Here is a 13,126-nt window from a genome sequence, read left to right on the forward strand (position 1 = left end):
TTTTTTTTGCTATTATCCCTGTTTTTAGTTTTGTTAATTATGTATTGTTCTTCATAACAGGGTTATTCATTTCACTCTTAATTCATTTATTCATTTTAAAATTTAAAATTGACAAAAGAGAAACTATTCCTTTGGCTGGCTATCTATCACTATATCTAGGGGTTTTAATTTTATTTACTCAATTGTTAAATAGAAGCTTTTACATTAATATAAATTTTTAAAGCTATGGAAGAAATTTTAACAGGAGAGCTGGCTTGGTTTTATGGTATTGTTCCTATAAAGGATGAAGGTGAATGTATTGAACTACTTATTGATGAGACAAAGTTCAAGGAGGAGTTACAAATTGAACTTGAAATAATTTTAGGTAAAAAAGTAAAGCTTATAAAAACGAGTACAATTCTTGTTGAAAGGGAGTTGTCTAAAAAATATCGAAATGCTAGCAAAGGTAATAATGATAAGAAAGACGATTTACAATCTGATTTTTTAAGTGAAATTATTCAAGAGGCTATTTCTTTAAAAAGTAGTGATATTCATTTTGAAATTTATGAAGATTATACTAGGATAAGATACAGATTAGATGGAGTTTTAGTTCAAAAAAGAACAATTGATAAAGAATTATATCTTGAATTTGTTAATATTATTAAAATTAAATCTAATCTCGATATTACAGAAAAAAGACTACCACAAGATGGTAGAACTAAATTAGGTGGTTATGATATAAGAGTGTCAGTTATACCTACTCAATTTGGCGAGAAAATAGTAATGAGAGTATTAGGTAAAAGTACAGATTCGTTAGACTTAAATATATTAGGATTTGATGAAGATGAATTAAAAAGTTACCTAGAGGCTGTTCAGAAAAGTAATGGGATTGTTCTTATCAGCGGGCCAACGGGTTCAGGTAAAACAACTACTTTGTATGCTACGCTCAAGTTATTAAACAGTATAGAAAAAAACATTGTTACTATTGAAGATCCAATTGAGTATGTCTTGGATGGGGTTAATCAAATGCAACTTAATGAAGATATAGGGCTTACTTTTTCGAGTGCCTTAAGATCTTTTTTACGACAGGATCCTGATATTATAATGCTTGGAGAGATCAGAGATAAAGAAACTTCTTCAATGGCAATTAGAGCTTCTTTAACAGGCCATTTAGTATTGTCAACAATTCATACTAATTCTGCTTTAGGAACAATTTCAAGGTTAGTAGATATGGGAGTTTCTCCGTTTTTATTGTCAGAAACAATAAATGTTACATTGGCTCAAAGGCTGGTAAGAAAGTTATGTGGTTGTAAGAAGAAAGTATCATTCAACAGCAACGATTTTCCGAGTAGCTATAAGACATTATTAAAAACAAAATCATACTTTAAGGAAGTTGGGTGTGAAAAATGCCATTACACTGGTTTTAGTGGTCGAAGAGCTATTTATGAGATTGTAGTTGTAGATAATGAGTTGGCAACTGAGATTAGTGAAAAAACAAATAATTTCAATAAAATTTTAAAAAAGAGAAACATAAAAACATTAGCTGATAAAGCTTATGATTTAGTGACTAAAGGAGAAACTACTCCAAGTGAGGTATATCCAATTTTAATTAATGCTATTTAAAAAGAAATGAAAAAAACATTAAGTTTTATAATATTCTGTTTTATGTTTAACCTTATGGTTGGGCAAGAATTTGGGAATATAAATGAGAAGTTAGAAAAACTTTCTCTTACAGAAGAAGGATTGAATAATTTGGTTCAAATTAATGTGTCACAAATTTCTTTACATGACTTTTTTACAGCATTAAGTAATGATCATCAATTAAATGTTAGTGTAGATAAATCTTTAACTCAACCAATAATTAATAATTTTCATGATGTAAAAGTAAAAGATGTGTTTTCTTTTCTTTTAACTAAATATAATTTAAGTCTTCAAGTCCTTGGTAAAATTATCGTAATTGAGAAGAAAAAGAAAGTAATTAAAAAGAAGCAATTAAAGAAAGTAGATATAACTTATAAGAATAAAGGAAAACTTCTTTCGTTGAATTTGAAAAGAGACTCTCTCTTCACTGTAGCTAAAATTATAACAAATAAAACAAAGGAAAATATTGTATTGAGTCCAAGGGTCAAAAACGATATTGTTAGTGCTTTTGTAATAGATAAGAAAATTGATTTTGCTTTAAATATGATAGGTGAATCAAATAATTTTGTTGTTTCAAGAAACGATGATGGATATTATTATATTGATAAAAAGCCTAAAGAGAATAAACGAGTAACCAAAAAAAGAGGTAAAAGTTTTAATCTGGAGAGATCAGCAGATAATCTACTAATAGAGGTAAATTCTGATGGTACAGTAAATATTTTAGCAAACGAGGTTTCCGTGATTGATGTTATCTATAATTTATCCAAAGAAATGAAAAAGAGCTATTTTTTATATTCTAATTTAAATGAAGGGCTTCGAACATCGTTTTTAATAAAAAATGCATCTTTTACCGATGTTTTACAGCATATTTTAAAAGAAACTAAATTTACTTTTAAGAAAGAAGGAGATTATTTTTTGATAGGGAATAAAACTACCGAAGGAATGCGAATAACTGAGGTGATTAAAATGAAAAATAGAACTATTGAAAATGTTTTAAAATCTATACCACTAAGAATATCATCTGAATTAGAAATTAAAGAGTTTATTGAGTTGAATGCCTTAGTAGTTACTGGACATTTTTCAGCAATAAATGAACTTAGAGGGTTTTTAAACCAGATAGATAAGAGTGTGCCTGTTGTTCAAATTGAAGTTATAATTTTTCAATATGAAAAATCACATAATGTGCAAACTGGTTTAAAAGCAGGGTTAGATAAAAGTAGGCAAAACTCTTCTTTAACAAATGCATTTCCAACAACAGACATTAAGTTAAATTCAAATAATATCAATAAAATAATTGATACTTTTAATGGCTTTGGTATTCTAAATCTAGGAAAAGTACCCTCAAGTTTTTTTATGGAGCTTAAAGCTTTAGAGAATAATGCGGTTATTGACTTAGAATCAACTCCAAAGGTAGCAACTCTAAATGGACACGAAGCGACATTGAAGATAGGTGCAACTGATTATTATTTTGAGCAAACTAATCAAATAATTAATGGAAATAATAATAACAATGATAATATATTACAGTCTGGAAAATGGAAACCAACAGAGGCTAATTTAAGTTTAAAAATTAAGCCTTTTGTCTCACAAGATGAAAGTGTTACATTGGAGATTAGAGTAGAGAAGAGTTCATTTACTGGAAGGGTCGGTGAAACAGCTCCACCTAGTAAAAGTACCCAGCAATTTGAATCTTTTATAAGGGTAAAGAATGGTGATATGATTCTACTTGGTGGTTTAGATGAAGCTGAAAAGAGTAATTCGGGAACAGGAACTCCCTTTCTTTCTAGAATTCCAATTATCAAGTGGTTTTTCAGTGGAAGAAACAAGAAAAAATCTAAAAAGAAGCTGCATATGTTTATAAAACCGACGGTATTTTATCAATAATGGAATTTTTTAAACAAACTCAAGAATTAGTTGTCGTTAATGTTTTACTGTATTCAAATTTTACAAAATATGTTTGTGTTCAGTTAAAAAAAGCTGGACACAGAATAAAAATAGTTGAAGATGTTGTTATTTACGAAAATATTGAAAAAGTAAAGAAATTTACAAACTCTAAAGAAGTACTATTACTTTTTAACGGTGAGAAAATTCTTTACACTGTTAATGTAGACCTTTTCAAATCAACAATACATCAATTTTATACAACTAAATACCTTAGTAATGAAGATAGAGAATTTTTAGCACTTGCAAGAAAAGAAGAAATAGACAAAATAATTGTAAGTTTTTTAAATCTAGATATTTCAATAATCGATGTTTATTTTGGAGGCTTTAGTGTGAGTCTTTTTTACAAGCAAAATTTTAATGATAGTGAATTTAAAACAAGCTACTTTTCTCTGTTATTTGGAGAAAAAGATTGTTTAGAAGTACAAAAAATAACATCAAGTTTTGTGGAGGAAGAAATTGAAGAGAGCAAAGAAGGTACAATTGCTTTATCATTGGTTTATGATTATTTTTATCCTTCTGAGAAGCTATTTAGTAATTACGAAAATCAGGTAATAACTGCTAATAAAATTGAAAGTGGCCATAAGTTTCAATTCCAATTTTATGGAAAAATAGCGCTATCAATAGTGTTTTTACTTATGCTTTTGAGTTTTGGAATAACAAAATTTTTTGAAAATCAAAATCAAAAGTTAGAATCAAAATTAAATTATTTAATTAAAGAGGAGGCATTACTTAATAAACTTCATAAAGAGAAAAATAAAAAAGAAGAAATACTACGTACTTCTGGTTTTTTAAATACTTACGGAATAACCTATTGGGTCAATACTATAATACAAGATATTCCAGAAAGTATATTGTTGTCGGAACTAGAGGTGTTTCCAATGAAACAAGTACTTAAAGAGAATAAAAAAATAGTTTTAGAGGGTAACCAAATTATGGTAAAAGGTATTTCTTTTAATGAAAACAAATTTAAAATTTGGGCTAAAAAGTTGACGGATAGAAATGAAATATTTAAGATTGAAATAGTTAATTACTCTCAAAAAAAGAGTCAAGAGGTGAAATTTGAGTTAAAAATTCAGTTGCAAGGATGATGAAAGATAGATTTACATATCATCAAAAAAAAATAGGAGTTTTCGTCTTATTTGTTTTTGTCTTAATGCTTGGGTATAAAAAAATGTTTAAAAATACTATTAATGAGGTGGGGAGGTATTTTAAGAATACAGCCATAAAGAAAAATGAGAAAGGGATTAGACAATCTATATTAAACATTCAAAAGGAGATTTATCACTTGGATGATTACCTGGGGGAGGGAGATTTTCAGGAGCATTTGATTCAACAAGAAATATTAGAAGTTATAACTTCAAAAGCAAATAAGAATGAAATTATCGTTACAGATATAAAACCTACGCATCGGTATTTGGAAAATAATTATTCGATAATTTCAAATACTTTCACATTGAGAGGGTCATACAATTCCCTTGTAAATATAATCAATCAAATTGAGAGAAATTTTCGAAAATCGAAACTTAATAATGTGAGATTTTATAAAAAAAAGAATTTCAAGTTAAGACGCGAAGAATTGTTTGTAGAGCTGGTATTTCAAAATTTTAAACACAGTAGTTGATGGATAAAAGTTTACTCAATAAAGTTTTGATTTTTGTGGTTTTAATTGTCTGGGGTTTGATTGTTTATAAATATTGGTTTTCAACTTCCAGCATTACTGAAACCTCATCAGATACCACAAGTAATATACGTATAATTGATAAGCCTAACAGAATAAAAGAGGTTATAATTGAGCCTGTATTTCGTGATCCATTTTTAAATAAAAGTGTAATTGTAAAAAAACATACAAAAAACATAAAAAAAAATGTTGCCATAAAAAAGAACAATTTAACCAAGAAGGCTACCAATTTTATTTGGCCTAGGATAAAGTACCTAGGTTTTTTAAAGAGGGTGAATGGTGCTAAGAAAATTTTATTAACAGTGAACGGTAAATTTTTGAAGTTGAGTGAAGATAACTACATTTTGGAAGATATAGAGGTGAAAGAGGTGTTTAAAGATTCTATAATAATAAAAAAAAACAATATAATTAAAACGATAAAAAAAAGAAAGTAAAATGAAACAAATTAAAAATATATGGAGTGGTATTAATAGCGCTTTAATTATCTCATTAGTGATAATTTATTTTTTAGCTAATAATAACGAGAAAGTCGTATATATAGACAATGTAAAGTTATACAATGAATTTCATATGACGAAAGAACTAGGGGGAATAAATGAGAAAAAATATAAACCAATACTCATTAAGTTTGATAGTTTAGTCAACAGGTTAAAAAGTATGGAGGTAAGGTTAAATAAACAGCAAAAAATTACTAAAAATGAAGAAGAGGAGTACATGAAGCTGAAAAGGATGGTTGTTTCTGGAGATACAGAAGTTCAGAAGTTAAGGTCTCAGGTTAAAATGGAGATTAATAAAAAAGTTTGGGAAAGATTGAATGGGTATGTACGTGAATTTGGAGAAGAGTACCAGTATGATATTATCTTGGGAGCACAAGGTCAGGGTAACATTATGTATTCAGGAGAACAGTTTAATGTTACAGACGAATTTATTGAGTATGCTAATTTGAAATATGAGGGGCATTAATTATTTGCTAAATAAAAAAAATATGAAAAAGGTAGTTTACTTAGTTGTTTTTCTAATTATTGGATGTAAATTGGAAAAACAAACTAAAAAAGAAAATATTTTTGTTGGAAGGGAAGATGAGAGTTCTAATGTTTCAGATTTTAAATTATATGATGAAAATAATTTTAAAGATACCAAAAAGAGTTTTTCTTTTTTAGGCGAAAATTTTTCAGGTACAAAAAAAACAATTCTTATTAACAATATGTTTTATTCTGCTTCAATTTTGCCAAAAGAATACTACATAAAAAAACACTTAAAAAAAACAGATTCTCTAGCTAAATATTTAGATGAATTGAAAAAAGAAGAAGTTGTTCAATTTGATTTTCAGTATATGAAAGGAGATGATTTGTTTAAGAATAAATCAATTAAAGAGGTTGAAGTTCTAGTGAAGTATTTATCATTTCATATAAAAAATGATTTTTATGCTATTACTTCAAAAGGAGATACCATTTCGCCTTTGGGAGTTCATTTTGAAAGAACGTTCAAGTTAACTCCGAATAAGAGGTTACTACTGTATTTCAAATTCCCAGAAGAACAAAGAAGAATAAAGCTGGCATATTATGGAAAGGTATTTGATAACCAGATATTAAAGTTTATGCTAGAGAAGTAATAGTATTTTATATGGTTAAACTTTGCTATAGAATAAAAAAACATTAATTTTACAAAAAATTGCTAGAAGTTCGCTTCTATAATTATTAAAAATTGCTAAAATACAGCTAACTATTTATTATGAAATTTTCTAAAACTAATAGAGCCACTAAGGCTTTATCTGTGTATATAGCGTTGAGTTTGTTATTTCCTCAATCTTTTATTAATAATGCTTTTGCACTTACAGGGGGGCCTTCGCAGCCAGAGTTTAATTCTTTTACTCCAATAGGTACAACCGATATGGTTGATTTATCTTCAGGAGATTTTAATTATAACATTCCAATTATGGATGTAGGTGGGTACCCACTTAACTTAGCCTATACATCAGGTGTTAATATGGATCAAGAATCCTCATGGGTTGGTTTAGGTTGGAACCTAAATGTAGGGCATATTAAAAGAAGCGTGAGAGGATTGCCTGATGATTTTGATGGAAGTCAAGAGAGCGGCGATCAAATGCGATATGAGAACAATTTTAAAGCTAATAAAACATTTGGAGCCCACTTTGGATTAGGTGCTTCATTTTTTGGGCTTAAAGAATTAGGAACTAATAAAACTAAAGCTGGGAGTCAAAGACTGGGTGTAAACATAGGTTTAGGAGTAGAATATAACAATTATAGTGGTTATTCAGCGACTCCTTCTTTAGGAGTTTCAGTTAAACTGGCAAAAAATGTAAGTGTAGGTATGGATATCTCTACGTCAGCAGTAGATGGTCCAACGATATCCCCTTCTTTATCTATTCATAAAGGAATTAGCTTGACACATTATAAATCAGCAACAGCGGGTTTAGGTTTGTCAATAAATTCAAGAAAGGCACTTTCTACTTTGAATTTAAGCGCAAGCCTTGGTAACAATGGTTGTTTTAGTTTAGATGATAATAAACATCTTAATCCAAGTTTAAGAACAAGTATTCCATTAAACGATCATATGATCTATACACCTACAAAAAGAGTTTCTACTATTTCTAAGCAATCTAAGTACAGCGGGGCTATTGGAGGTACTGTATTTGGTATTAGTGGCCAAGTAAAGGTTACTGGTTATGGTTCAGAGCAACGAATTAATCCAAATGATATCTTAAAAAATGTTGCGGCATTTGGATATGAGCATACCGAACAAAATGAAAGTAAAACGATTAATGGAGTTTTAGATTTTGTAAGAGAGAAAGATCGCAACTTTAGCAAGCATACTACGATTTTGCCGATTACTAACTATACCTATGATAATTATATCATCAATGGTCAAGGGGTTAATGGAACCTTTAGGCCATATAGAGGACAAATTGGTTTTTTGAATGATACAAAAGTAGTTGATTCGGGTGGTGGAAATAGTTTTGGTGCAGAAGCAGAGGGAGGTTGGATTTTTGCAGTAGGTATTGATTATCAGAATACGAATACTGAATCTAGCACAGGGAATTGGCCGGAAGCATCTGGTAATTTAGCCATTAATAAATTTACCGACAGATCAGCCTTACAAGGAGGGGTATACGAGAAAGTTTTTTTCAAAGATAATTCCGATATGAATGTTGATTCGGAACAATTAGCTACAGGAATGTATTCAGATACTAGTACAGGAGGAACTAATCCAGTTCGTTTAGGACTTTCTGGTGAAAAACATAACAGAACTTTAATTAGTAAGTATCATACAAATGCCGATTCTATATTACTAATTAATAAAGCAAAAATCCGTAAAAAACGTCTACTAAGAAATCAAGTAATTCAGAAGGTAACGCGACAAGAAGCACAGAAGTACTCCCGTTTAAGGAATTTTGTAACTAGTACTTATAGTAAGCTTCATCATACGGCAGGTTTTAATATATTGAAACCTGATGGTAGCAAATATGTTTATGGATATCCTGCCTATAACATAACTAAAAAAGAAGTAACCTTTGCGGTAAATAAAGACGCTAATGTAGATGAAAAGAAAGATTTAGTTACTTACACGCCAGATCCAGACCCTAAAGACTTAGCTCAATTAAATGATAATAGTTCTTCTAATAGGCAAGGGGTAGATAATTATTTTAATAGAATTACAACACCGCCTCACGCCCACTCATACTTAATTACGGCTGTCATGTCTTCCGATTATGTTGATGTAACAAATAATGGTTTTACCGACGATGATTTTGGATCATATACTCGCTTTACTTATGGTCAACCATATTCTTATAACTGGAGAGTGCCATATACTCAAAATTCAGCTACTTTTAATAGAGGTTTGTATTCACATGATAATGATCAAAAAGGAAGCTACATCTATGGAGAACGTCAGCAGGTGTATATAAAAGAGATAGAAACTAAAACGCATATAGCTATTTTTTCATTATCTGATAGAAAAGATGGCTTTGGTGTTCGAGATGAAAATGGAGGAAGAGGTACAACGACTACCAAAAAAATAGATAGTATTTCGTTATATTCTAAAAAAGAATATAGTGAGCTCGGACAAAACGCAATTCCAATTAAGGTAGCTCATTTTCAATACGATTATTCTTTATGTAAAGGAATACCGAACAATGCAAGAATAAGTTCTTCTGGTGAAATTAATCAAGGAGGTAAATTAACTTTGAAGAAGGTCTATTTTACGTACCGTGATTCCCATATGGGAAGACATATGCCTTATGAGTTTGATTATGGACAAATTGATACAGATGGTGATGGTGTTTTTGATAAAATGATTAATCCATCATATGATATTAAAGGGTATGATATTTGGGGTTATTTCAAAGAGAATAAAGGAAATGGAGGTGATTTGGATGGTCTTCCTTCTAGTTCAGAGTTTCCTTATACTGAACAGATTTCAGAAACTAATAATCTGAATCAAAATACAGTACATGAGAATTCAGTGGCTTGGTCATTAACTACCGTAAAACTTCCTTCAGGCGGAGATTTAAAATTACATTATGAGTCTGATGATTATCAATTTGTGCAAGACAAAAAGGTAATGCAACTATTTAAGGTTACAGGGGTAGGTTCTACTGACACACCTTCGGAGAAACAGTTAATTAATACTGCTCTTTATGATCAGCAAGACAATAAATATTTATATGTAAAAATACCTGAAGTATATAAGAATAAGAAGGTTGTTGATTTTGTAGATGGATTAGAAGATGAACCTATTTTCTTCAAGTTTTTATTAAATATGACCAATAAATCTGCGAACCAATATGACTATGTGAGTGGTTACTTACATTTAGATAAAAGTAGAGAAGTAACAAAAACACTTGACGATGAGTATTTATGTATTCCAATGCAGTTTTTAAAGTTAGACGGTAAAGATGGAGATCGTTTGATAAATCCTATATCTAAAGCAGGGATGTATTTTGGCCGTCATCATATGAATCGTATTGTATTTCATGACAGTGGACAATATGCTTCAGGATCTGGTTTTATTTCGATAGTAAAAGAAATAGTTGCATCCATAGGTACCTATACGCAGATAGGTCAGGGGCCTAATAAAGTTTTAAGATCCAAATCATGTGCTAAATATTTTAAACCTAATAAATCGTGGATTCGATTACACAATCCAATAGGAAAGAAATATGGAGGAGGTTTACGTATTAAAAAGCTACAAATGAGTGATAACTGGGATATAATGACGGGGAATGAGAATGATCCACTCTACAAGAAGGTTTACGGACAGGAATATATATATGAAAATCAGGATAAAAGTTCAAGTGGTGTTGCAACATTTGAGCCTAATAGTAGTAGAGAGAACCCTTTTGTAATTCCAGTATATAATAGAGATACTAAAGGTAGTGAGGCTGTAATCGCCCCAAGGGAGTCTAATTATGTTGAAAAACCTATTGGAGAATCTTTTTTCCCAGCACCTACAATTACCTATGGAAGAGTGATTGTTAAGAGTTTGTCTAATAGTAATATATCAAAAAACGCAACAGGTAAAATAGAGCATCAATTTTATACATCGAGAGACTTTCCTACAAAAACGACACATACTGATTTAAATTATGGAAGTAGTTTACATAATGACCAACCTGGAGCAATTAGTAACTTTTTAAACTTTAGTGTGAAACATCATTTGACGGCTTCACAAGGTTTTGTAGTTGAGGCAAATAATATGAATGGAAAACCTGCTGGGCAGTGGGTATATTCTGAAACAGGAACATCTCCTATTTCTGGTGTGAAATATGAATATGACTTGGAGTCAGATGGTTCTTTAAACAACAAACAAAGAGTAATTAACAAACAAGGAAAAATTTCAGAGGCATCTATTGGAGTTACCTATGATATAGTGAATGACTTTAGGTCTAATTATAATAAACAAACTACGATAGGTGTTAACACAAATTTAGCTGGTTTTATTGTCGTTTTTTGGCCAGCATTTGTCCCATTACCATTGCCAAACTATGAAAGTAATGAGAATATGTTTCAATCGGCGGTAACAACAAAGGTGATTAAAAGACAAGGGATTTTAAAAAAGAAAATTGCTTATGATTTAGGAGCTCAGATATCAACAGAAAATTTAGCTTGGGATGCGGAGTCTGGTCAGGTATTGGTTACTAAAACAAAAAATGAATATGGAGACCATTATTATAATATTAATTATCCTGCCTACTGGAAATATAATGGAATGGCAAGCGCGTCAAGAAATTTGGGAGTTCATGGAGAACTTTTAGGTAGTTCGTCAGAAAAGTATTTTACGATAAAAAACTCAGATACAGGATTGTCAGATGCGTTGCAAATTGGAGATGAGTTGATTGGTATGGCTACATTAGATTTTTTTAATACAGATAGCAAATACGATATAAAGAGGCAATTGTGGATTGTAGGTAAAAGGCAAGAAGGAAATATTCAAAAATTTATTTTAATGGATTTCAAAGGAGAGATTGTGAATGATTGTAATGAGTCTGATGGAGCAGCTGCCTATACAAGTAATATGAAGTTTAAAGTAATTCGTTCATCACATCGAAATTTACAATCTGCTTCGATGTCTAGTATTACAACCAAATTGAATCCAATTGTTGATCAAAACAATAACTACAGAAGTGAGTTGCCTTCATTTTTAAACAGCAATCCTCAAGAAACGAAGATAATCAACGCAAGTGCTGTTCAATACAGTGATTTTTGGAAGCCAGTAAATCAAAATAATAACAAGTATTTTGTGATGGATTCTTCAATATATATTAATGAACAATTGGGCGAGATAGATGAGGTTAAGTTTTTAGAAATTTGTGATGATTATAACATCAATCCTTATTTACATAATATACGAGGAAATTGGAAAGCTAAGAAGTCTTGGGCTTATTTAACTGGAAGGCATCATTCGAATGACCCTAATACGAGAAGTGACGGATACTTTACAAGCTTTACACCTTTTTACACGTATAACAATGGATGGGAGATTAATGGTCAGGCAATCAATCAATATTCATTAACAAAATGGACTTTTGCAAGTGAGGTAACTCAATATGCTCCACAGGGGGTTGAATTAGAAAATAAAGATGCTTTGAATAGATATTCATCAGCCCAGTATGGATATAAGTATACTTTACCTACTGCGGTAGCTTCAAATACAGCTTATAAAGAGCTAGGATATGATGGTTTTGAAGATTACGGAGCTACAGCTACTAGTGGAAAAGGTTCGATTTCGGGAAGTCATTTTAGCTTCGTAGATGCTTTTAGTGACGAAAGTACCATAGAAATTACGAATCAAGAAGCCCATACGGGTAGAAAAAGCATAGAAGTGAAACCTAATAAGTCGGTTAGTTTGATTAAAAAACTTAACGATGTAAATCCAGAGAAGTTCCAAGAGTGTAACGATTCAGGAGGTGATGGAGAGGTTACCGTTGTAATTGAATCATCAGGAAAAGAATATTGTGGTGACCGTGAAGGTGAAGCCCGAAAAATTACCATTAGCGGTAGTCCTAATCAAAAAATTAGATACGAAATTGAAGTTAGTCATAGGGGAACTGGTTCTCACGGGGGAACTGTTTTTCTCTCAAACGAATCAACGCAAACCTATTATATTTCTTCTCAAAACGAGGGACAAACACTAACCCAAGGAGAAACTACATTAAGAGAAGATGGTACTGCAAATATTCATTTTGAATTATGTGCCAATCCTTGTCTTCGCTATCTTCAAGGGCCAAATTCTATTGGAGTTACATTAGCTATTTATTCAGGAGATCGTTTGGTTGAAGAAAGTATAAAACTGTATGCTGAAGATAATGATCAATGTAACAATGACAACAAATAAATACTATTATGTTATTTTAAAATTGAA

Annotated in this window: 8 protein-coding genes; all 8 read left to right on the plus strand. The window is 30.6% G+C overall.

Annotated elements, in window-relative coordinates:
• The first annotated feature begins 225 nt into the window (after window positions 1-225).
• The 8 genes from ACMFBB_RS13050 to ACMFBB_RS13085 all read left to right on the plus strand — a co-directional run bounded on the left by ACMFBB_RS13050 (window position 226) and on the right by ACMFBB_RS13085 (window position 13,099).
• Window positions 226-1,602 carry a GspE/PulE family protein gene (locus ACMFBB_RS13050; RefSeq protein ID WP_435261211.1) on the plus strand — a complete coding sequence of 459 codons (1,377 nt, stop codon included), beginning with the start codon at window positions 226-228 and terminating at the stop codon, window positions 1,600-1,602.
• A 6-nt stretch (window positions 1,603-1,608) separates the two neighbouring features.
• A complete protein-coding gene (locus tag ACMFBB_RS13055) occupies window positions 1,609-3,504 on the plus strand; it encodes a type II secretion system protein GspD (protein WP_435261212.1) in 1,896 nt (631 codons plus the stop codon).
• The gene (locus ACMFBB_RS13060) at window positions 3,504-4,652 is read left to right on the plus strand and encodes a hypothetical protein (protein WP_435261213.1); all 1,149 of its coding nucleotides are present in this window, start codon (window positions 3,504-3,506) and stop codon (window positions 4,650-4,652) included. The genes ACMFBB_RS13055 and ACMFBB_RS13060 overlap by 1 nt, the downstream gene beginning before the upstream one ends.
• On the plus strand, window positions 4,649-5,185 hold the full coding sequence (locus ACMFBB_RS13065; protein ID WP_435261214.1) for a hypothetical protein: 537 nt from the start codon (window positions 4,649-4,651) through the stop codon (window positions 5,183-5,185). Before ACMFBB_RS13060 ends, ACMFBB_RS13065 begins: the two co-directional genes overlap by 4 nt.
• Window positions 5,185-5,676, plus strand: a complete 492-nt coding sequence (locus ACMFBB_RS13070) for a hypothetical protein (RefSeq protein ID WP_435261215.1) — start codon at window positions 5,185-5,187, stop codon at window positions 5,674-5,676. Before ACMFBB_RS13065 ends, ACMFBB_RS13070 begins: the two co-directional genes overlap by 1 nt.
• 1 nt (window position 5,677) lies before the next feature.
• Window positions 5,678-6,205, plus strand: coding sequence for an OmpH family outer membrane protein (locus tag ACMFBB_RS13075; RefSeq protein ID WP_435261216.1), 528 nt, complete (start codon window positions 5,678-5,680; stop codon window positions 6,203-6,205).
• 22 nt (window positions 6,206-6,227) lie between these two features.
• Window positions 6,228-6,854: a hypothetical protein gene (locus ACMFBB_RS13080; protein ID WP_435261217.1), complete on the plus strand. Its 627-nt coding sequence runs from the start codon at window positions 6,228-6,230 to the stop codon at window positions 6,852-6,854.
• Between the two features lie 119 nt (window positions 6,855-6,973).
• The gene (locus ACMFBB_RS13085; protein ID WP_435261218.1) at window positions 6,974-13,099 is read left to right on the plus strand and encodes a hypothetical protein; all 6,126 of its coding nucleotides are present in this window, start codon (window positions 6,974-6,976) and stop codon (window positions 13,097-13,099) included.
• The last annotated feature ends 27 nt before the right edge of the window (window positions 13,100-13,126 follow it).

Source organism: Tenacibaculum sp. nBUS_03, assembly GCF_051201695.1.
Taxonomy (GTDB): domain Bacteria; phylum Bacteroidota; class Bacteroidia; order Flavobacteriales; family Flavobacteriaceae; genus Polaribacter.

Bases quoted from the DNA above. Each gene is read 5' to 3' on its own strand.
- ACMFBB_RS13070 (WP_435261215.1), top strand. From the start codon at position 5,185: ATGGATAAAAGTTTACTCAATAAAGTTTTGATTTTTGTGGTTTTAATT.
- ACMFBB_RS13055 (WP_435261212.1), top strand. From the start codon at position 1,609: ATGAAAAAAACATTAAGTTTTATAATATTCTGTTTTATGTTTAACCTT.
- ACMFBB_RS13060 (WP_435261213.1), top strand. From the start codon at position 3,504: ATGGAATTTTTTAAACAAACTCAAGAATTAGTTGTCGTTAATGTTTTA.
- ACMFBB_RS13050 (WP_435261211.1), top strand. From the start codon at position 226: ATGGAAGAAATTTTAACAGGAGAGCTGGCTTGGTTTTATGGTATTGTT.
- ACMFBB_RS13065 (WP_435261214.1), top strand. From the start codon at position 4,649: ATGATGAAAGATAGATTTACATATCATCAAAAAAAAATAGGAGTTTTC.
- ACMFBB_RS13085 (WP_435261218.1), top strand. From the start codon at position 6,974: ATGAAATTTTCTAAAACTAATAGAGCCACTAAGGCTTTATCTGTGTAT.
- ACMFBB_RS13075 (WP_435261216.1), top strand. From the start codon at position 5,678: ATGAAACAAATTAAAAATATATGGAGTGGTATTAATAGCGCTTTAATT.
- ACMFBB_RS13080 (WP_435261217.1), top strand. From the start codon at position 6,228: ATGAAAAAGGTAGTTTACTTAGTTGTTTTTCTAATTATTGGATGTAAA.